Genomic DNA, 21087 nt, shown 5'->3' on the forward strand with positions numbered 1-21087 from the left:
ACCTCGCTGGCGTTCATCCTCGGCGTGGTACCGTTGACCATCGCCAGCGGCGCAGGCTCGGGCAGCCAGCACGCCATCGGCACCGGGGTGATCGGCGGTATGATCAGTGCGACCGTGCTGGCCATCTTCTGGGTACCGCTGTTCTTCGTTGCAGTGTCGTCGCTGTTCGGCAGCAAGAAGCCTGAATCCGACGCCACCCCTGAAACTACTCGTTATGAGGCTGGGCAATGACCAAGTCTTTGTTATCCCTGGCGGTAACCGCTTTCATCCTTGGCGGCTGCTCGCTGATCCCTGACTACCAGACCCCTGAATCGCCAGTGGCGGCGCAGTGGCCGCAAGGCCCTGCGTACTCGCCGACCCAGTCGGCCGACGTAGCCGCGGCCGAGCAGGGCTGGCGTCAGTTCTTCCATGATCCTGCGCTGCAGCAGCTGATCCAGACCGCGCTGGTCAACAACCGCGACCTGCGCGTCGCCGCCCTGAACATCGATGCCTACCGGGCCCAGTACCGCATTCAGCGGGCCGACCTGTTCCCGGCGGTATCGGCCAATGGCAGCGGCAGCCGCCAGCGGGTACCGGCGAACATGTCGCAAACAGGCGAAGCGGGCATCACCAGCCAGTACTCGGCCACCCTGGGTGTCAGCGCCTATGAGCTGGACTTGTTCGGCCGTGTGCGCAGCCTCACCGAGCAGGCCCTGGAGACCTACCTCTCCAGCGAGCAGGCCCGCCGCTCCACGCAGATCAGCCTGGTCGCCAGCGTGGCCAATGCCTACTACACCTGGCAGGCCGACCAAGCGCAGCTCAAGCTGACCGAAGAGACCCTCAAGACCTACGTCGAAAGCTACAACCTCACCCGCCGCAGCAATGAGGTGGGTGTGGCGTCAGCGCTCGATGTGAGCCAGGCCCGCACCGCCGTTGAAGGCGCGCGGGTCAAGCTGGCGCAGTACCAGCGCCTGGTCGCCCAGGACCTGAACAGCCTGACCGTGCTGCTGGGCACCGGCGTGCCGGCCGACCTGCCGGCACCGCTTCAGCTCGACGCCGATCAACTGGCCGAAGTCCCGGCCGGCCTGCCATCGGATCTGCTGCAACGTCGCCCGGACATCCAGGAAGCCGAGCACCTGCTCAAAGCCGCCAACGCCAATATCGGCGCGGCCCGCGCCGCGTTCTTCCCGAGCATCAGCCTGACCGCCAACGCCGGTACCCTGAGCCCGGACATGGGCGGGCTGTTCAAAGGCGGGTCCGGTACCTGGCTGTTCCAGCCGCAGATCAACCTGCCGATCTTCAACGCCGGCAGCCTGAAAGCGAGCCTGGACTACTCGAAGATCCAGAAGGACATCAACGTCGCCAAGTACGAAAAGACCATCCAGACCGCCTTCCAGGAAGTCTCCGATGGCCTGGCCGCACGCAAGACCTTCGAGGAGCAGCTGCAGGCCCAGCGCGACCTGGTGGCCGCCAACCAGGATTACTACCGCCTGGCCGAGCGCCGCTACCGCATCGGGATCGACAGCAACCTGACCTTCCTCGATGCCCAGCGCAACCTGTTCAGTTCGCAGCAGTCGCTGATCAACGACCGGCTCTCGCAGCTGGTCAGCGAGGTCAACCTGTACAAGGCCCTCGGTGGCGGCTGGTACGAGCAGACCGGGCAGGCCAACCAGCAGGCTTCGGTGGAAACACCAAAAGGCTGAGCGACCCGCTAGCAGCATCAAGCCCACCCTCGCGGTGGGCTTTTTTATGGGACAGCCCCACCGCGCCCCCGAATTAACCACGACGAACATTCCGTTCGATAATCGCCCCGTTCCGCATTGGGCGAATTGCCTCGCCCTCACCTTGCACCGCACCATCGCCCACGCAACGTTGCACACGCTCTCACAAAAGACGCCACACCCTGCGGCCCGCACCCGCAGCGCACCGGCTCGCCCGAATAAAAACAAGAGATCCGCAAACGATGAGCACTTTGCAACCCGCACGCCAACTGCTGCCCGGCCTGTTGGCCCTGTCCTGCGCCCTGCCCTCCCTGGCCGCTGAAAGCGGTTTCGTGGAAGGCGCCAAGGCCACCCTCAACCTGCGCAACTTCTACATCAACCGCAACTTCGTCGACCCGGCCAATCGCCAGAGCAAAGCCGAGGAATGGACCCAGAGCTTCATCCTCGATGCCCGCTCCGGCTTCACCCAGGGCACCGTCGGTTTCGGCGTGGACGTGCTCGGGCTGTATTCGATCAAGCTCGATGGCGGCAAAGGCACAGCCGGCACTCATCTGCTGCCCGTGCACGACGACGGCCGCCCCGCCGATGATTTCGGCCGCCTTGGCATCGCGCTCAAAGCCAAGGCGTCGCAGACCGAACTGAAGGTCGGTGAATGGATGCCCGTGCTACCGATCCTGCGCTCGGACGATGGCCGCTCACTGCCACAAACCTTCCGCGGCGGCCAGCTCACCTCCCAGGAGATCGCCGGGCTGACCCTGTATGCCGGCCAGTTCCGTGGCAACAGCCCGCGCAACGACGCCAGCATGGAAGACATGTCGCTCAATGGCCGCGCCGCCTTCACCTCCGACCGGTTCAACTTCGCCGGCGGCGAATACACCTTCAACGACAAGCGCACGCTGGTTGGCCTGTGGAATGCCCAGCTCAAGGACATCTACCGCCAACAGTACGTCAACCTGGTGCACAGCCAGCCTCTGGGCGACTGGACCCTGGGCGCCAACCTCGGTTATTTCGTCGGCGGCGAGGACGGTGCCGAGCGCGCTGGCAAATTGGACAACCGCACCGCCTCGGCCATGCTCTCGGCACGCTACCAGGGTCATACGTTCTACCTGGGCTTGCAGAAGGTCAGCGGTGACGACGCCTGGATGCGGGTCAACGGGACCAGCGGTGGCACCCTGGCCAACGACAGCTACAACTCAAGCTTCGACAACGCCAAGGAACGCTCCTGGCAGGTGCGTCACGACTTCAACTTCGTCGCCCTCGGCGTGCCCGGGCTAACCCTGATGAACCGCTACATCAAAGGCGACAATGTGCAGGCCGGCGGCGTCACCGACGGCAAGGAGTGGGCGCGGGAAACCGAGCTTGCCTACGTGATCCAGGCCGGTACCTTCAAGGACCTGTCGCTTAAATGGCGCAACTCCACCATGCGCCGGGATTTCAGCACCAACGCGTTCGACGAGAATCGACTGATCATCAGCTACCCGCTGAACCTGCTCTAGCCAGGCCACTTCGCGGGTAAACCCGCTCCAACAAAGATCACCGTCGACTTTGTGGGAGCGGGTTCACACCGCGCATCGTCTGATCACCGGCAAATAGCCAAAAAGAATAATAAAATCAAATAAAATTCTTTGACGCTATATGTAACAACCCGCTAAAACCGAGCCCTGATCCCCGCACCAGAGCCCGAACATGGACCTTCGCCAACTGCGCTACTTCATTGCCCTGACCGAATATCGCAGTTTCGTTCGCGCCGCCGAAGCCATGGGCATTACCCAGCCGGCCTTCAGCCGCGCCATCCAGGGCCTGGAGCAGACCTTGGGTTGCCCGCTTGTCGACCGCGCCAGCAAGGCGCTGCAGCCCACCCCTGAAGGGCAGGTGGTACTGCAACATGCCAGGCGACTCGTCCAGGGTGCCGCGCAGCTGAGCAACGATGTGCTCCAGATGACCAAGCTCGACGCCGGCGAGCTGCATTTCGGCAGCGGGCCGGCCCTGGCTGCGCGTCTGGTGCCCGAGGCTCTGCGCCATTTCATCCAGACCCACCCAGGGATCCTCACCCGCTTGCAAGTGAACAACGCAGAGCAACTGGGCCAGGCACTGCGCCGTGAACAAATCGAATTCTTCGTCGATGACATCCGCCCCTTCGAGGCCGACCCGTACTTTCATACCGAACCGCTGACGCCACGCCCTGGCCTGTTCTTCTGCCGCCCCGGGCACCCCTTGCTGGCCAAGGACAGCCTGTCGACCAACGACCTGTTCGCCTATCCACTGGCCAGCGCCCTGCTCGTTTCCGGTGTGCGCAAACGACTGGCCAACTTGAGCGGGCGCAGCGACTTCACGCCTCACCTGCAAACCGAACACTTGGCCGTGCTGCGCAGTGTCGTGCTGGCCAGCGACGCCATCGGCAACGCCAGCGAAGAGGCGATCGCCGAGGACCTGGCAGCCGGCCGCCTGGTTCGGCTGCACTGGCGCAACCTGCCGCCAGGGCTGGAGATACTGAGCGTGCGTTGTGGGGTAATCAGCCGCAGTGGCTACCGGCTGTCGCCTGCGGCGCGGGCCATGATCGAGACCCTGGTGAGGCTCGACACGCCCGCACAGCCCTCCGCCCGCAGCCTGGGGTAACGCCATTCGCTGCGGTGATAACAGGCCATGACCTGCACCAGGTTCCGGCCATGATGTCCGGGCGCTATGCTCAGACAAACCCTTTCGCAGGGAAACCTGCGAAAACGCCGGGACAGGCATCAGCCAATCAGGCCCCCAGGGAGAAACAACAATGAAAACCCTCGTCGACCACCTGAGCCAGTACGCCAGCTACCACCGTGACCCACGCAATATCGCCACCCATTTCGTCGGGATTCCGCTGATCGTGCTGGCAGTGACCATCCTGCTGTCACGCCCCGGCGGCTCAATGCTGGGGGTGTGGCTTTCCCCGGCGCTGCTGGTCGCCGCCGCCTCGGTGTGGTTCTACCTGCGTCTGGATGTGCGCTTCGGGCTGGTGATGGGCGCGTTACTGGGCGGGTGCCTGTGGGTTGGCCAGACACTTGCGGTACAGGCCACCGGGTTGTGGCTGAGCGCCGGGCTCGGCGCCTCGTGGTGGGCTGGGTCATCCAGTTCGTCGGCCATTATTACGAAGGCCGCAAGCCGGCGTTCGTGGACGATATCAGCGGGCTGATCATCGGGCCGCTGTTCGTGGTGGCGGAGCTGGCGTTCATGCTGGGGCTGTGTCCGGCGCTCAAGCGCGCCGTGGAAGCCAAGGCAGGTCCGGTGGCGCTGCGCCAGAAGAAAGCGGCAGCCTGACGTCACACACCTGCGAGGGGCCGCAATGCGACCCCGCCAGGTTTCACTGCCGCGACTCGACCCCCAGCTCATCCCACACCGACTCGGCCAGGTGGAAGGTGGCATTGGCCGCCGGGATTCCGCAATAGATAGCACTCTGCATGATCACTTCCTTGATCTGCTCTCGCGTCACGCCGTTATTGGCGGCCGCGCGCAGGTGCAGCTTGAGCTCCTCGTTGCGGTTCATGCCGATCAGCATGGCGATGGTGATCAGGCTGCGGGTATGCCGGGGCAAACCCGGGCGCGTCCAGATATCGCCCCAGGCATGCCGGGTGATCATCTCCTGGAACTCGCCATTGAAGTCGTTGAGCTTTTCCAGGCTGCGGTCCACATGGGCATCGCCAAGTACGGCGCGGCGCACCTGCATGCCTGCCTCGTAGCGTTGTTTCTCATCCATCGCCAATTCCTCAGCAGGTCAGCAGGAAATCGAGCACCCGGCGGGTGAACGGTGCGCCGATCTCGACATTGGACAGGTGCGCCGCAGCAAACTCCACATAGGCTGCCCCCGGGATCTGCGCCTGCATGAAGCGACCGTGTTCCGGGGTGGTCACCACATCCTCGGTACCCGCGACGATCAGGGTCGGCACCTTGACGCTGACCAGTTGCTCACGAAAATCCGCATCACGCACCGCGGCGCAATTGGCCGCGTACCCCTGGGGGGAAGTCTGCGCGAGCATCTGGCAGATACGTTGAGCCTGATCGGGTTGGGCCTGGGCAAATCCTGGGGTGAACCAGCGCGCGATAGAGGCATCGCGCAAATCGACCATCGCCTGCTGACCGCCCTTGAGCACCATGTCGATACGGGTGTTCCACACTTCGTCGTTGGCGATCTTGGCCGCAGTGTTGCACAGGGTCAGGCTGAGTAGGCGGTGGCCGGCATTGATGCCCAGCCACTGGCCGATCAGGCCGCCCATGGACAGGCCGACGAAGTGGGCCTGCGGGATATCCAGCGCATCGAGCAGCGCCAGCACATCGCGGCCTAGCTGTTCGATGCGGTAAGGGCCTTCGGTGACCTGCGAGCCGCCATGACCACGGGTGTCGTAGCGCAACACGCGAAAATGCTCGGCCCACGCTGGAATCTGGGTGTCCCACATGTGCAGGTCGGTACCCAGCGAGTTGGACAACACCAGCACCGGGGCGTGCTCTGGGCCGTCGAGTTGGTAGTTCAATACGCCATCGGCCAGTTGCAGTTGCGCCACAGCGGTCTCCTTCAGGCAGTGAAACGTTGATGTTCGGCCACGGCCCGCGCCACCCAGACGCGGGCCTGGCCCAGGTAGTGGGCAGGGTCGAGCAGACGGTCGAGTTCTTCGGCGCTCAGCTCGGCGCTGACTTGCGCGTCCTCGCCCAGCACCGCGCGCAGATGGCGCTGCTCGGCCACCGCACGTTGGCAACAGTCCTCTAGCAGATGGTGGGCGCGATCACGCCCCAGGCGCTGGGCCAGGACGATGCTCACCGCCTCGGCCAGCACCAGGCCCTGGGTCAAATCCAGATTGCGGCGCATGCGCGTAGCATCGACCTCCATGCCCTCGGCGATCACCTGAGCCTGGCGCAGGGCGCCGGACACCAGGCAGCAGATTTCCGGCAGGGTTTCCCATTCGGCGTGCCACAGGCCCAGGCTACGCTCGTGTTCCTGAGGCATGGCGGCGTACATCGTCGATACCAAGCCCGGCACCCGCGTGGCGGCGCCGATCAGCACCGCGGCGCCTACCGGGTTGCGTTTGTGCGGCATGGTCGAAGAGCCGCCCTTGCCCGGCGCGGAGGGCTCGAACACCTCCCCCGCCTCGGTCTGCATCAGCAAGCTCACATCGCGCCCGAATTTGCCCAACGTGCCGGCCACCAGCCCCAGTACCGAGGCGAACTCCACCAGCCTATCGCGCTGGGTATGCCAGGGTTGCTCGGGCAGGCTCAGGCCCAGGTCCGCAGCGAGCCCTTCAGCGACCGGCAGAGCCTTGCTGCCCAAGGCCGCAAGACTGCCGGAAGCACCGCCGAACTGCAGGCACAGCAGCCGTGGACGCAGTTCTGCAAGGCGCTGGCGATGGCGGGTCAACGCTCCCAGCACACCGGCCAGCTTCATGCCCAGGGTGACGGGTGTGGCGTGTTGCAACCAGGTGCGCCCTACCAAAGGGGTATCGGCATGCAGCAGGGCCTGGCGCGCCAGGGTCTCGGCCAGCTTGGCAAGATCGGCCTCGATCAGCGCCAGGGCATCGCGTAGTTGCAGCACCAGACCGGTATCCATGGCGTCCTGGCTGGTCGCGCCCAGATGAACGTAACGCTCGGCCTCCGGTACACCGCTGGCGATCACTTTGCCCAAGGCCTTCACCAAGGGGATTGCCGAGTTGCCCGCCGTGGCGATGGCCTCGGCTAGGGCGCGGATGTCATAGCGCTCGGCATGGCAGGCGGTCTCGATGGCCGCCACGGCACTGTGCGGTACCAGCCCGACGGCCGCTTCGGCGCGCGCCAGGGCAGCCTCGAAATCGAGCATGCCCTGCAGGCGACCGCGATCGCAGAAGATCTCGCGCATGGCGGGCGCTGTGAAGTAAGCGTCGAAGAGCTGGCGGGTCATGCAATGTCCTTAATGATCATGGTGCAAGTACGCAGCCTGTTTCGGCAGGCGCAGACTGAACAGGAAGGCCACCGCCATCATGGCGGTCACGTACCAATAGAAGGTGTTCTCCATTCCCAGGGTTTTCAAGCCCAGGGCCACGTATTCGGCTGAACCGCCGAATACCGCGTTGGCCACCGCATAAGCTAGGCCGACGCCCAGGGCACGCACTTGCGTGGGGAACATCTCGGCCTTCACCAAGCCGCTGATCGAGGTGTAGAAACTGACGATGCACAGCGCCAGCGTCACCAGGACGAAGGCCAGCAATGGGCTGGTCACGGTCTTGAGCGCCATCAGCAGTGGCACGGTGAACAGCGTCCCCAAGGCGCCGAACAACATCATCGAGTTACGCCGGCCAATGCGGTCGGACAACATGCCGAACAGCGGCTGCAGGATCATGAACAGGAACAGCGCCCCGGTCATCACGAAACTGGCGCTCTTGGCGTTCATCCCGGCGGTGTTGACCAGGAACTTCTGCATGTAGGTAGTGAAGGTGTAGAAGATCAGCGAACCGCCGGCGGTGTAGCCCAGCACGGTGATGAACGCCGCGGCGTGGTTACGGAACAGCCCGCTGATGGTGCCGGCCTCTTTGTCCTGGCGGGTTTCGGCGCTGCTGGTCTCTTTCAGCGAACGGCGCAGCATCAGCGAGATCAGCGCGGCGATGGCGCCCACCACGAACGGGATACGCCAGCCATAGGCACGCAGCTCATCCTCGGTCAGCAACTGCTGCAGGATCACCACCACCAGCACCGCCAGCAACTGCCCACCGATCAGCGTGACGTACTGGAACGAGGCAAAGAAGCCGCGCTGCCCGCGCAAGGCCACTTCGCTCATGTAGGTCGCGGTAGTGCCGTACTCACCGCCCACCGACAGGCCCTGGATCAGCCGCGCCAGCAACAGCAGGGCCGGCGCCCAGGTGCCGATGCTCGCATAGGTAGGCAGACAGGCGATGATCAGCGAGCCGCCGCACATCATCAGCACCGAAATCATCAGGGAATTCTTGCGCCCATGGCGGTCAGCCAGACGGCCGAAGATCCAACCTCCGATCGGACGCATCAGGAAGCCTGCAGCGAACACCCCAGCAGTATTGAGCAACTGCACAGTGGGATCGTCCGAAGGGAAGAACGCCGGCGCGAAGTAGATCGCGCAGAAGGCATAGACGTAGAAGTCGAACCATTCCACCAGGTTGCCCGAGGAGGCTCCGACGATGGCGAAGATGCGCTTACTGCGTTCTTCGCCTGTGTAATAGCTAGAGGTCATGACGTGCTTACTCCTGGAAGGCCACTGCCAAGTCTAGACACACCCAGTAACAGTCTCGTTCCGCAGCCCGGCCTGCAACTTACGTGGAGCGAGGTTCCGGCAGTCCCATGCGCGGGTAAATCGAAGCGGCGATTAGGCGCTCCGATTTACCCGCGCATGGCCCAAACACCCGATCAAACGCGCTCGATCGCCAACGCCAGCCCCTGCCCCACGCCCACGCACATGGTCGCCAGGCCCTTGCGCCCGCCGCGCTTCTCCAACTGATGCAGTGCGGTCAGCACCAGGCGTGCCCCGCTCATGCCCAGCGGATGACCCAAGGCAATGGCTCCGCCGTTGGGGTTGACCTGAGGGGCGTCATCGGCGACACCCAGCTCGCGCAGTACGGCCAGGCCCTGGCTGGCGAAGGCTTCGTTCAGCTCGATGACATCGAAATCCGCCACCGCAATGCCCAGCCGCTCCGTCAGCTTGCGCACCGCAGGCACCGGGCCGATTCCCATCACCCGAGGCGCCACACCGGCGCTGGCCATGCCCAGCACCCGTGCACGCGGGGTGAGGCCGTGCTTTTTCACCGCTTCAGCCGACGCCAGGATCAACGCGGCCGCGCCGTCGTTGACGCCCGAAGCGTTGCCGGCAGTGACCGTCTTGTCCGGGCCATTGACCGGTTTGAGCTTGGCCAGAGCCTCCAGGGTGGTCTCCGGGCGCAGATGCTCGTCCTGCTCGACCAGGGTCTCGCCCTTCTTGTGAACGATACGCACCGGCACGATTTCTTCGGCGAAGAACCCAGCCGCCTGGGCTGCCGCAGCCTTCTGCTGGCTGCGCAGGGCGAAGGCGTCCTGGTCGGCGCGCGAAACCTGATAGTCGTCGGCCACGTTGTCGGCCGTCTCGGGCATGGCATCCACGCCGTACTGGGCCTTCATCAGCGGGTTGATGAAGCGCCAGCCGATGGTGGTGTCCTCAAGCTTCATGTTGCGCGAGTAGCCGCTCTCGGCCTTGCCCATGACGAAAGGAGCACGGGACATGGACTCCACCCCGCCAGCGATGGCCAGCTCCATCTCGCCGCTGGCGATGGCGCGGAACGCGGTGCCGACAGCATCCATTCCCGAGGCACACAGGCGGTTGAGGGTCACGCCCGGAACGCTTTGTGGCAGGCCGGCCAGCAGCAGCGCCATGCGCGCCACGTTACGGTTATCCTCGCCGGCCTGGTTGGCACAGCCCAAGAACACTTCGTCGAGCTGCGTCCAGTCGACCTGCGGGTTGCGCTCGATCAATGCCTTGAGCGGCACCGCCGCCAGGTCATCGGCACGCACGCCGGCCAAGGCGCCGCCGAAGCGGCCGATGGGGGTGCGGATGGCGTCGCAGATGAATACGTCACGCATCAGGCTTCTCCTGCCGTCTGGCCATGGGCGGCGGCGGTACGGGCCTCAAGGTCGCGCAGCGCGCCCAGCTCGACCTCGGTGGGGGCATCGGTAGTCTGCACGCTGTCGGCAAAGCGGATCGGCCAACCGGTGGCGGCAATGATCTGCTCGCGGGTCACGCCTGGATGAATCGAGGTGACCACGAACTCATGGGTGCCGGCTTCCGGTTCCATGATGCACAGGTCGGTGATGATCCCGACCGGGCCCTCGCCCGGCAGGCCCAGGCGTTTGCGCGAATCGCCGCCCTCGCCGTGACCGACCGACGTGATGAAGTCCAGCTTCTCGACGAACGCACGTGGCGACTGCTTGAGGATGATCAGCACCTGCTTGGCGGAACCGGCGATCTCCGGTGCGCCGCCAGCACCCGGCAGGCGCGTCTTGGGCGCGTGGTAGTCACCGACAACGGTGGTGTTGATGTTGCCGAAGCGGTCGACCTGGGCTGCGCCAAGGAAGCCCACGTCAATGCGCCCACCTTGCAGCCAATAGCGGAAGATCTCGGCGGTTGGCACCACGGTATCGGCGGTTTCGGCCAGCTCGCCGTCGCCGATCGACAGCGGCAACACGCTGGGCTTGGCACCGATCGGGCCGGATTCGTAGATCAGCACCACGTCCGGGGAGGACGTCAGGCGTGCCAGGTTGGCGGCCTTGGACGGCAGGCCGATCCCCACGAAGCAGACCGCGCCGTTACGCAGGCGACGGGCTGCGGCGACAGTCATCATCTCGGAAGTGGAATAGTTCATTGCGCAGCCTCCGCGGTGCTGGCCAGCTTGGCCTTGAATTCATTGAAGTCAGCGGTGCCACGGATGTAGGTGTCGATCCAGGCAGTGAACGACTCACGGTTGCGCGCAATCGGGTCCCAGGCTTGGTAGAAGCGGTTATCGCGCTCGTAGTAACCATGGGCGTAGGACGGATGGGCGCCGCCGGGCACCAGACATACGGCGCTGAGCGCCCAAGTCGGCAGTACACAGGCGTTCATCGGGGCCTGCAGGTCATCGACGATTTCCTCGACCGTGACGATGCAGCGCTTGGCCGCCAGGGCCGCTTCCTTCTGCACGCCCAGGATGCCCCAGAGCAGTACGTTGCCCTTGCGGTCGGCTTTTTGTGCGTGGATCACGGTGACATCCGGGCGCACCGAAGGCACGGCGGCGAGGACTTCGCCGGTGAACGGGCAGGTCACACTCTTGATCAGCGGGTTGACCTTCGGCAGGTCGGAACCTGCGTAGGCGCGCAGCACGGCAAAGGGCAAGCCCGAAGCACCGGCGACGTAGGCATTGGCCAGGTCGGCGTGGCTGTGCTCTTCGATTTCGATGGCGTGAGGCCAGTGTTTTTCCACCGCATCGCGCAGGCGGTGCAGCGAGCCCACACCGGGGTTCCCGCCCCAGGAGAAGATCAACTTGCGCGCGCAACCGGCACCGATCAATTGGTCGTAGATCAGGTCCGGGGTCATGCGCACCAAGGTCAGGTCCTGCTTGTTCTGACGGATGATCTCATGGCCGGCGGCGGTCGGGATCAGGTGGGTGAAACCTTCGAGGGCGACGGTGTCGCCATCCTGGATGAATTGCTTCACGGCATCATGAAGCGAGAGGATTGCTGCCATTGGAGACTCCTGGTCAGGACGAGTCGGGTCAGGGAGCAGCGGGCCGATGCATCGCTGCGATGGGCTCAGATTAAGGAGGACGCCGGGGTGCTTACAATCCGATAATCGCACTTTTGTGCGATTATCGAACCATTTGTTGTTCTGCTATCCATTCGTCCCAGACCGCAGGGCACACCTGTGTGGAGCCGGGTTTAACCGCGAAACATCGGTGATGTGCACCCTCGCATTTGTGGGTAATTCCGCTCCTTCACTCCTTGAGCAGTCAGGTCGCGTCGGCGTGGCTCACCAGCCCCTTCACCACCACACCCACGGTGGCCAGCGCCGCCGGCACCAACAGCGCGGTCAGCACCTGCTCGAAGTTCCAGCCCAGCCCCAGCAACGTCGCGCCGCTCCAGGCACCGAGGATTGCGCCGAACCGGCCGATGCCGAGCATCCACGACACCCCGGTGGCACGCCCTTGAGTAGGGTAGAACCGCGCTGCCAACGAGGGCATGGCCGATTGCGCACCGTTGATGCACATGCCCGCCACCAGCACCAGGGTGGCCAGCAGAGTCATGTTGCCCAGGCTCTGCCCGACTGCGTAGGCGAATACACCCGCCAATAGATAGAACAGACCAATGACCTTGTGCGGGTTGAAGCGGTCCATCGCCCAGCCCACGCCAACCGCGCTGAGTACGCCACCGAACTGGAACAAGGCGCCAATGAACGCGGCCTGCTCCATGCTGGCACCACTGTCACGCATCAGGGTCGGCAGCCAGCTGGTCAGCAGGTAGACGATGACCAGCCCCATGAAGTAGGTCAGCCAGAGCAAAACGGTGCCCAGACCATAGGTGCCGGAGAAGATCACCGTGAACACGTTGCCGGCGGCTACCGCCTTCTGTTCCGGCACACTGAAGCTCGCCGCCTCAGCGACTTTGGCAGGTGCGATTGGAGCCAAGGCCTTGCGGACCTTGTCGATCCCGCGATTGCGCACCACCAGAAACCGCGCGGACTCCGGCAACCACACCAGCAGCACCACCGCCAACAGCAGCGGCAGCACGCCACCGAGCACCAGCAGGCTATGCCAGCCGTAGGCGGGGATCAGCTTGGCGGAAATGAAACCACCGCCTGCCATGCCCAGATTGAAGCCACAGAACATGCTGGTCACCAGCAACGACTTGAGCCGCTCGGGGGTGTACTCGGAGAGCAGCGTGGTGGCATTGGGCATACCAGCGCCCAGCCCCAGGCCAGTGAGAAAACGCAGCACCAGCAGTTGATCGACGTCGGTGGCATAGGCCGAGGCCAGGCTGAAGCCGCCGAACACCAGCACCGCCCCGACCAGCACGCCCTTGCGCCCGAAGCGGTCAGCCAAAGGCCCCGACCCCAGGGCACCGAACACCATGCCAATCAGCGCAGCGCTCATCACCGGGCCAAGGCTTGCGCGATCGATGCCCCACTCCTGGGACAGGGCCGGCGCGATGAAACCCATGGCCGCGGTATCCAGGCCATCGAGGAAGACGATCAGAAAACACAGGATCACCACCCGCCACTGATAGCGGGACAGTGGCTGGTCGTTGATGAAGGACTGGACGTCGAGGCAGTTTCCGACAGCGATTTGCGGTTTATTCATTGTTGTTGTCCGGAAAATGAGGCGCAGGCAGGCCACTGCACACGGAGGATGTGCAGGGAGCAGGATAAGCGAATGCGTCGGTGGATCAGCCGGAAAGCGGCGACGCTGCAGGCGGGTGCGGCCGCGACAGCGAAAGGACAATGCTCATGGGGTGCGTCTCGAATGTTGTTATTGTCCGGTCGGCGAACCGACCGTTGCGCAAGACATTAATCAGCGCATCCCAGGTGCGCAATTCATGGAAAACGAGACTGTGCGTTAATCGAACAGGAAACGCGTGGCGCCGTTCGGCCTGTGGATAAATGCAGACCGTGAATGGGCCGCGAAGCGGCCCTGGGCTTGCTATCCAAATAGCTGGTGGCAGAGGTCGCGGCTGGCCGCCAGCAGGATCGGCAGGAAGCGCTGCTCCAACTCGCTGCGCGTCACCCGGCCCACGTGAGTACTGACGTTGAGCGCGGCCAGTACCTGCCCCGAGGCGTCGTAGATCGGCACCGCGATCGAGCGCAGGCCCTGTTCCAGCTCCTGGTCCACCACGCACCAGCCTTGGGCGCGCACCTGCTGTATGCAGGCGAACAGTGAGTCCGGATCGTGCAGGGTTCGACTGGTGCGGGCTTTGAGGTCGGCGCGTTCGAGGTATTCCCAGAGACTGGCATCGTCCAGTGCTGCCAGCAGGATACGCCCCATCGAGGTGCAGTAGGCCGGCAAGCGGCCGCCCACCGAAAGGTCGACCGAGATCAACCGCTCCACCGTTGCCGAACGGGCGATATACAAAATGTCGTCACCTTCGAGCGTCGCCATGTTGGCCGCTTCGTGCAACTGATCGCTGATCCGGTCCAGGTAAGGCTGCGCGGAGACCGCAAGAGGTGTCGAGGACAGGTACGCATGGCCCAGGGTCAGGACCTTGGGCAACAACGAATAGGTGCGCCCATCGGTGGTCGCGTAACCCAGTTTGATCAGGGTATGCAGACAGCGGCGCACCGCCGCCCGGGGAATCTCGGTGCGATGGCTGATCTGTGCGATGGTCAGGTGGCGCTTGCGCTCCTGGAAGGCCTGGATAACCGCCAGCCCACGGGCCAGGGAAGTCATGAAATCCGGATCGCCGGTAAAGGCCTGGATACGCTTGGCGGGCGAGGCCACGATCGGTGGGGCCAGTGCAGGCGCTGCGGTACGTCCCGGCTCCGGATTGGCGGAAGCCTTGTCCTGGGTTTCTTCGCTCATGGTGAACCTCAAAAAAAACGGTCGCTTGTGCGATTATCGAACCAACGGCCGATAATCGCAATTGACCGCTGACACTTTTACTTATACCTTTCTCCTGCCACATGTGGCTTCTTTGGAGAGACTGGTCAGGTACCCACCGTAGAAGTCCCAGGCAACGGCCTCGTTTCCCACGAGGCCGTTTTTGTTTTTCTTGTTGTTCGCCCGAACTTTCATGGACGAGCACACCTCAAACTTTCACGGCCAGTCTGATTATCGCCATTGTGCCCACTACATAACTTTGAATGTTTGGCACGTGCCGCTAAAGAATGATGGCCATTGACTTATCGATTGCTATAATTGAATGCGCTGGCCGGATCGTTCATTCAGAACGATATTCGTCGACGTTCCCACGGAGACGCCGCCAGTCAGGTGCAGGGCTCAGGGCCTACCCCGTTAATCCAAGTGCCATGTACCTCATGGATCCTGTCGCTGCGACAGCATGTTCGCCTTGGCGACGTAGCCGTCTGCATAACTTTGCATGATGAAGGCCAAGGCAAAATTTCAACCTATTCGGGTATGACTGTGACGAAAGAAGAACTGCGCGTGGAACTCGAGCGCCAGGCTGAACGTTACAAGGAAGTATACGGTGGTGAAGTGACCACTTACGCCGCGCAATTGGAACCGGAGCGCAAACCTTGGCGCAAGCGCGCCACTGTCCAGGACCAGGTCTTTGCCCAAGAGCTGGAAAAAATGGAAAAGGAACTGCGCAGCGAGAACACCTGACCCGGTGTGCCTTGCGAAGCTGCGCACCACCGCGTTCAACGCGGTGGTGCGCAGCGGACCTTTTATCGATGCGCCATGATGAAATGGAATTACACAAATTTCATACGATTGTTTGAAATACCCACCTTATTCATGATTGCGGGTTTTACCTGCTTTTTTGTGTTTTTTTAGCGATTTTACTCGTGAAAAACCCCACCCATCTTGCATCGAATCGCCGCTTCCCTGGGATGCTTCCCGTCTCGTCGATCGGTTGCAGGGGCATCGATTGCCAAGGTTTTCTGGCATAATCGCGCCCCCCTATGACCGCCAGACAACCTTCATGATCGATTTATTCAGCGGACTGGATGCGTGGGTGCTGGTGAGCTTGCTGCTCGCTCTGACCTTCGTGCTCGCATTCGAGTTCATCAATGGCTTTCATGACACCGCCAACGCGGTAGCCACCGTCATCTATACCAAAGCCATGCCACCGCACCTGGCCGTGTTCTTCTCCGGTGTGTTCAACTTCCTCGGGGTTCTGCTCGGCGGCGTCGGGGTGGCCTATGCCATCGTCCACCTGCTGCCAGTCGAACTGCTGATCAATGTGAACACCGGACACGGGCTGGCCATGGTCTTCTCGCTGCTGGCCGCGGCCATCACCTGGAACCTCGGCACCTGGTACTTCGGCATCCCCGCATCCAGCTCTCATACCCTGATCGGCTCGATCCTGGGCGTGGGCCTGGCCAATGCCCTGCTCAACGACATCCCCCTCGGCGATGGCGTCAACTGGCAGAAAGCGATCGACATCGCCATGTCGCTGGTGATCTCGCCCATGGCCGGCTTCGCCGTCGCGGCCCTGGTATTGATCGGCCTCAAATGGTGGCGCCCGCTGTCGAAGATGCACAAGACACCGGAACAACGCCGCAAGCTGGACGACAAGAAGCATCCACCATTCTGGAATCGCTTGGTGCTGGTGATTTCCGCGATGGGCGTCAGCTTCGTGCACGGCTCCAACGACGGCCAGAAAGGCATCGGCCTGATCATGCTGGTCCTGATCGGTATCGTTCCTGCCAAGTTCGTCCTCGACCTGAACAGCACCACCTACCAGATCGAGCGTACCCGCGACGCCACCCTGCACATGAGCCAGTTCTACCAGCGCAACGCCGCCACCCTGGGCGAGTTCCTGGCACTGGGGAAGGCCAAGTCGACCGACCTGCCGGAGCAGTTCAGCTGCAATCCGCAGCAGACCGAACCGACCATCGCCGCCCTGCAATCGTCGCTGCACGGTGTCACCGACTACCGCGACCTGAGCGCGGAGAAGCGCGTCGAAGTCCGTCGCTACCTGCTCTGCCTGGATGACACCGCCAAGAAGGTCGGCAAGCTCCCAGGACTGGAAAGCCGTGAAAAAGCCGACCTCGAGAAGCTGCGCAAAGACCTGACCGCCACCACCGAATACGCACCGTTCTGGGTGATCGTAGCTGTCGCCCTGGCCCTGGGCCTGGGCACCATGGTCGGCTGGAAGCGCGTGGTGCTGACCGTCGGCGAGAAGATCGGCAAGCAAGGCATGACCTACGCCCAGGGCATGTCTGCGCAGATCACCGCGGCCTGCGCCATCGGCTTGGCCAACGTTTTCAGCCTGCCGGTCTCGACCACCCACGTGTTGTCGTCGGGTGTCGCCGGCACCATGGTCGCCAACAAGAGCGGCCTGCAAGGCGGCACCGTGAAGACCATCCTGCTGGCCTGGGTCCTGACCCTGCCGGCTTCGATGGGCCTGGCCGCCGGCCTGTTCTGGCTGGCCTCCAAGGCGATCGGCTGATCGATACCGCTGTCATGAAAAAGGCGCCTTCGGGCGCCTTTTTCATGGGTTCACGATGCCTGGCACCTGTGAGTGCTGGCGCCACTGGCCACTACCGCCGTTTGCCGCCCAGCAGCGAGCCCATCAGGCCACGCACCAATTGGCGCCCCAACTGATTGGCCGCCTGGCGCACTGCCGACTTGATCGCCTGCCCTGCAGCACTCTGCAAAAACTCTCCAGCCTTGTCGGCGAAGCTCTCCTCATCGGCCTTGGGCTGCGGCACGGGCTCCACCGGCTCGCCCTTGCGAGCGGTCAACATCTCATAAGCCGATTCACGGTCAACTGGTTTGTCATAACGTCCCGCCAGTGGCGAGGCTGCAACCAGCGCTTTGCGCTCGGTCTCGGTCAACGGCCCGATACGCGACTGCGGTGGCGCTACCAGTACCCGCTGGACCATTTCCGGCGTGCCTTTTTCCTGCAGGGTCCCTACCAATGCCTCACCGATACCCAGTTCGGTCAACACGGCGAGTGCATCGAATGCCGGGTTAGGACGGAATCCGTCGGCCACGGCCCTGAGCGACTTCTGCTCCTTGGCGGTGAACGCACGCAGCCCATGCTGGATACGCAGCCCCAACTGCGCCAGCACCGCATCGGGCAAGTCCCCTGGCGACTGGGTCACGAAATAAACCCCTACGCCTTTGGAGCGGATCAGTCGAACCACTTGCTCGAGGCGATCCTGCAGGGCCTTGGGGGTGCCGTTGAACAGCAGATGCGCCTCGTCGAAGAACAACGCCAACACCGGTTTGTCGGCATCACCGCGCTCGGGCAACTGTTCGAACAGCTCGGCCAACAACCATAAAAGGAAGGTGGCGTAGACCTTCGGCGCCTCATGCACCAACCGGCTGGCATCGAGCAAGTGGATAGGCCCTCGCCCATCGCGGTCCGGGCGCAGCAGATCCTCCAGTTGCAGGGCCGGCTCTCCGAACAGGGCCTCGGCCCCCTGTTGCTCCAGAGTCGCCAGGCGACGTAGCAGGGCCTGGGTGGAGCCCGTGGTCATCAATGCGCTGTCCTCACCCAGCAATTGCGGGTTGTCCTTCAGGTGCCCGAGCAGCGCCTTGAGGTCCTTGAGGTCCAGGAGCAATAGCCCTTCGCGGTCGGCCACCTTGAAGGCTGCGTATAGTGCTGCCTGCTGGCTGTCGGTCAGTTCCAGCAAGTTGCCCAACAACAGAGGCCCCATTTCACTGAGTGTCGTTCGCAAGGGATGACCCGACTCCCCTGCAATATCCCACAAGGTCACGGGATAGGCCTGAGGGCGGTGGCCCAACCACGGCATTGCGGCGATACGCTCGGCCACTTTGCCCTGGGGGGCTCCGGCTGCCCCCAGGCCGCACAGGTCGCCCTTCACATCGGCGGCGAACACCGCAACTCCCGCATCGCTGAAGACCTCGGCCAGGCGTTGCAGGGTCACGGTCTTGCCCGTCCCTGTGGCACCGGCAACCAGCCCATGACGGTTGGCCAGGCGCATGGCTTGGCTCACTGGCTGGCCGTCAGGCCCCGCCCCCACAACTATTTGCGAAGTATCCGACATCTTCTTTCATCCTCTATTCAAGCTTTGCCGCATAACGGCCGATACCCCGTGGTGCTACTCATTCTGAAAGACAGGAACATCCCGAAAAGGACCTCCGGTGATTGTTGCACTGTTTTCAAGCTGCCTTCGTGCGAACGACCCGATAAAAACCTTAGCGGACCACGCCATGAACAAAAGCCTACGTTTCAGCCACAAGATTCTCTTGGCGGCGTCTTTGATCGTGATACTCGCCTTCAGCCTGTTCACCCTCTACAACGATTATCTCCAGCGTAATGCCATTCGCGCCGATCTGGAGAGTTATCTGGCTGAAATGGGCGAATCCACCTCGACCAACATTCGCAACCTGTTCGATGGCCGAATCAAGTTAGTGGAAAACCTATCGCAGAACATCGCACAGAATCCGGCCAATGCCGAAACCTTCATGAGTCAGCAAGCGCTACTGTCGAGTTTCCTCACCGTCTACCTGGGCAAGGTGGACGGCGGCTTCAGCGTGCGTCCCGATTCCAAGATGCCCGACGGCTACGACCCTCGCGTGCGTCCCTGGTACAAGGACGGCATGAACGCCAGTGGCGCCATGCTGACCGAACCCTACATCGACTTGACCACCAACAAGATGGTCATCGGTATCCTCAGCAAGGTCTCGAGCACTGTCGGTGTGGTCGGTGGTGACCTGGCCCTCGACGGCCTTGTGGACATCATCAATTCGCTGGACTTCGGCGGCATGGGCTACGCCTTCCTGGTCAACGACCAAGGCAAGATCCTGGTACACCCGAACAAAGACTTGGTGATGAAGTCGCTGTCGGACCTGTTCCCACAGCAAACACTCAAGCTGTCCGGCGAGCTGACCGAAGTCGAGTCCGACGGCCAGGCTCGCTTGCTGACCTTCACCCCGATCAAGGGGCTGCCTTCGGCCAACTGGTACATCGGCCTGTCGGTAGATAAAGACAAAGCCTTCTCCATGCTCAGCACCTTCCGTACCTCGGCGGTGATCGCGACGATCGTGGCGGTGGTCATCATCATTGCCCTGCTGGGTTTGCTGATCCGCGTGCTGATGCAGCCCTTGCACACCATGACCCGTGCCATGGAAGACATCGCCGAGGGTGAAGGCGACCTGACCAAGCGCCTGCAGATCCATCAACACGATGAGTTCGGCATCCTCGGCACGGCGTTCAACCGCTTCGTCGAGCGTATCCACGCCTCGATCCGCGAAGTATCCTCGGCCACCGAACAAGTCAACGAAGTGGCCTTGCGGGTGATCAGTGCCTCCAACTCGTCGATGGCAAACTCCGACGAGCAGGCCAACCGCACCAACAGCGTCGCCGCCGCCATCAACGAGCTCGGCGCCGCGGCCCAGGAAATCGCCGGCAACGCGGCCCAGGCCTCCCAGCACGCTACCTCGGCGCGCCTGCTGGCCGAAGAAGGCCAGCAGGTGGTGGAGCGCAACATCGAGGCGATGAATCGCCTGTCCGACCTGATCGTCACCTCCAGCGCCCACATCGAGACGCTCAACAACAAGACCGTCAACATCGGCCAGATTCTCGAGGTGATCACCAGCATTTCCCAACAGACCAACCTGCTGGCGCTCAACGCGGCGATCGAGGCCGCCCGTGCAGGCGAGGCTGGCCGCGGTTTCGCCGTGGTCGCCGACGAAGTACGCAACCTCGCCCACCGCACCCAGGAATCGGCACAGCAAGTGCAGAACATGATCGAGGAGCTGCAGGTCGGTGCCCGTGAGTCGGTCGAAACCATGGGGCAGAGCCAGCGCCACAGCCAGGACAGCGTGGAGATCGCCAACCAGGCCGGCGAGCGCCTGGACAGCGTGACCGTGCGTATCGGCGAAATCGACGGCATGAACCAGTCGGTGGCTACAGCCACCGAGGAGCAAACCGCCGTGGTCGACTCGATCAACATGGACATTAACGAAATCAACATGCTCAACCAGGAAGGCGTCGAGAACCTGCAGGCTACCCTGCGCGCCTGCACGGACCTGGAACAGCAAGCCACCCGCCTCAAGCATCTGGTCGGCAGTTTCCGGATCTAGAGCTTCAAGCCGCAAGCTTCGAGCTTCAAGCCGCAAGAACAGCAGGCGGGGCGCCGCTGACTCTTGCAGCTTGAAGCTTGCAGCTCGCAACCTGCAGCTTGACGCTTACCGCTGCCTCCCTCCGATCGAACAAACTATCCTTCAGTAAGGTCAACCTTTAGGCGCGTCATCGCCTGCTCATCGCAGCCCGATGACAG

17 protein-coding genes and 2 pseudogenes are annotated in these 21087 nt (G+C 63.0%); 9 read left to right on the forward strand and 10 right to left on the reverse strand.

Features of this window, described 5'->3' with window-relative positions; translation table 11 throughout:
• The 5 genes and pseudogenes from HMPREF3173_RS25155 to HMPREF3173_RS20050 all read left to right on the forward strand — a co-directional run.
• The coding region (locus HMPREF3173_RS25155) for an efflux RND transporter permease subunit (RefSeq protein ID WP_256544540.1) at positions 1 to 231 on the forward strand (231 nt) is incomplete at its 5' end.
• Positions 228 to 1682, forward strand: a complete 1455-nt coding sequence (locus HMPREF3173_RS20035) for an AdeC/AdeK/OprM family multidrug efflux complex outer membrane factor (RefSeq protein WP_070576017.1) — start codon at positions 228 to 230, stop codon at positions 1680 to 1682. The genes HMPREF3173_RS25155 and HMPREF3173_RS20035, both read left to right, overlap by 4 nt.
• Positions 1683 to 1942: 260 nt before the next feature.
• On the forward strand, positions 1943 to 3196 hold the full coding sequence (locus HMPREF3173_RS20040) for an OprD family porin (RefSeq protein WP_070576019.1): 1254 nt from the start codon (positions 1943 to 1945) through the stop codon (positions 3194 to 3196).
• A 190-nt stretch (positions 3197 to 3386) separates the two neighbouring features.
• The gene (locus HMPREF3173_RS20045) at positions 3387 to 4316 is read left to right on the forward strand and encodes a LysR family transcriptional regulator (protein WP_070576022.1); all 930 of its coding nucleotides are present in this window, start codon (positions 3387 to 3389) and stop codon (positions 4314 to 4316) included.
• A gap of 151 nt (positions 4317 to 4467) precedes the next feature.
• A pseudogene (locus HMPREF3173_RS20050) lies at positions 4468 to 4991 on the forward strand (DUF962 domain-containing protein).
• Positions 4992 to 5034: 43 nt separating this feature from the next.
• On the opposite strand, the gene pcaC reads toward HMPREF3173_RS20050, so the two are convergent.
• The 9 genes from pcaC to pcaR form a co-directional block, all read right to left on the reverse strand.
• Positions 5035 to 5427, reverse strand: a complete 393-nt coding sequence (gene pcaC, locus HMPREF3173_RS20055; RefSeq protein WP_043206417.1) for a 4-carboxymuconolactone decarboxylase — start codon at positions 5425 to 5427, stop codon at positions 5035 to 5037.
• A 10-nt stretch (positions 5428 to 5437) separates the two neighbouring features.
• Complete coding sequence (gene pcaD, locus HMPREF3173_RS20060) at positions 5438 to 6229, reverse strand: 3-oxoadipate enol-lactonase (RefSeq protein ID WP_070576024.1); 792 nt, start codon at positions 6227 to 6229, stop codon at positions 5438 to 5440.
• 11 nt (positions 6230 to 6240) lie between these two features.
• On the reverse strand, positions 6241 to 7593 hold the full coding sequence (locus HMPREF3173_RS20065; protein ID WP_070576027.1) for a 3-carboxy-cis,cis-muconate cycloisomerase: 1353 nt from the start codon (positions 7591 to 7593) through the stop codon (positions 6241 to 6243).
• 9 nt (positions 7594 to 7602) lie between these two features.
• Positions 7603 to 8892, reverse strand: coding sequence for an MFS family transporter (locus HMPREF3173_RS20070; protein WP_043206413.1), 1290 nt, complete (start codon positions 8890 to 8892; stop codon positions 7603 to 7605).
• Between the two features lie 173 nt (positions 8893 to 9065).
• Complete coding sequence (pcaF, locus tag HMPREF3173_RS20075) at positions 9066 to 10271, reverse strand: 3-oxoadipyl-CoA thiolase (protein ID WP_177343704.1); 1206 nt, start codon at positions 10269 to 10271, stop codon at positions 9066 to 9068.
• Positions 10268 to 11047, reverse strand: a complete 780-nt coding sequence (locus HMPREF3173_RS20080) for a CoA-transferase subunit beta (protein ID WP_043206411.1) — start codon at positions 11045 to 11047, stop codon at positions 10268 to 10270. Before HMPREF3173_RS20080 ends, pcaF begins: the two co-directional genes overlap by 4 nt.
• A complete protein-coding gene (locus tag HMPREF3173_RS20085; protein ID WP_070576033.1) occupies positions 11044 to 11904 on the reverse strand; it encodes a CoA transferase subunit A in 861 nt (286 codons plus the stop codon). The genes HMPREF3173_RS20080 and HMPREF3173_RS20085 overlap by 4 nt, the downstream gene beginning before the upstream one ends.
• 262 nt (positions 11905 to 12166) lie before the next feature.
• Positions 12167 to 13513 (reverse strand): 4-hydroxybenzoate transporter PcaK, encoded by a 1347-nt coding sequence (locus HMPREF3173_RS20090; RefSeq protein WP_070576036.1) that lies wholly within the window; start codon positions 13511 to 13513, stop codon positions 12167 to 12169.
• Between the two features lie 339 nt (positions 13514 to 13852).
• Positions 13853 to 14728, reverse strand: a complete 876-nt coding sequence (gene pcaR / locus HMPREF3173_RS20095; RefSeq protein WP_070576040.1) for a pca regulon transcriptional regulator PcaR — start codon at positions 14726 to 14728, stop codon at positions 13853 to 13855.
• A 561-nt stretch (positions 14729 to 15289) separates the two neighbouring features.
• On the opposite strand from pcaR, the gene HMPREF3173_RS20100 reads away from it, so the two are divergent.
• Both HMPREF3173_RS20100 and HMPREF3173_RS20105 read left to right on the forward strand, forming a co-directional pair.
• The gene (locus HMPREF3173_RS20100; RefSeq protein ID WP_070576414.1) at positions 15290 to 15490 is read left to right on the forward strand and encodes a hypothetical protein; all 201 of its coding nucleotides are present in this window, start codon (positions 15290 to 15292) and stop codon (positions 15488 to 15490) included.
• Between the two features lie 319 nt (positions 15491 to 15809).
• Positions 15810 to 17282, forward strand: a complete 1473-nt coding sequence (locus HMPREF3173_RS20105) for an inorganic phosphate transporter (RefSeq protein ID WP_043206408.1) — start codon at positions 15810 to 15812, stop codon at positions 17280 to 17282.
• Between the two features lie 91 nt (positions 17283 to 17373).
• Here HMPREF3173_RS20105 and HMPREF3173_RS20110 read toward each other — a convergent pair whose 3' ends face one another.
• On the reverse strand, positions 17374 to 18849 hold the full coding sequence (locus tag HMPREF3173_RS20110) for a helicase HerA-like domain-containing protein (RefSeq protein ID WP_070576043.1): 1476 nt from the start codon (positions 18847 to 18849) through the stop codon (positions 17374 to 17376).
• Positions 18850 to 19015: 166 nt separating this feature from the next.
• On the opposite strand from HMPREF3173_RS20110, the pseudogene HMPREF3173_RS25375 reads away from it, so the two are divergent.
• Both HMPREF3173_RS25375 and HMPREF3173_RS25380 read left to right on the forward strand, forming a co-directional pair.
• Positions 19016 to 20035: pseudogene (locus HMPREF3173_RS25375) on the forward strand (cache domain-containing protein); the annotation flags it as partial.
• 90 nt (positions 20036 to 20125) lie between these two features.
• Positions 20126 to 20890, forward strand: a complete 765-nt coding sequence (locus HMPREF3173_RS25380; protein WP_371906703.1) for a methyl-accepting chemotaxis protein — start codon at positions 20126 to 20128, stop codon at positions 20888 to 20890.
• Positions 20891 to 21087 lie beyond the last annotated feature (197 nt).

The sequence above is a fragment of the Pseudomonas sp. HMSC08G10 genome (assembly GCF_001808425.1).
GTDB lineage: Bacteria > Pseudomonadota > Gammaproteobacteria > Pseudomonadales > Pseudomonadaceae > Aquipseudomonas > Aquipseudomonas guariconensis.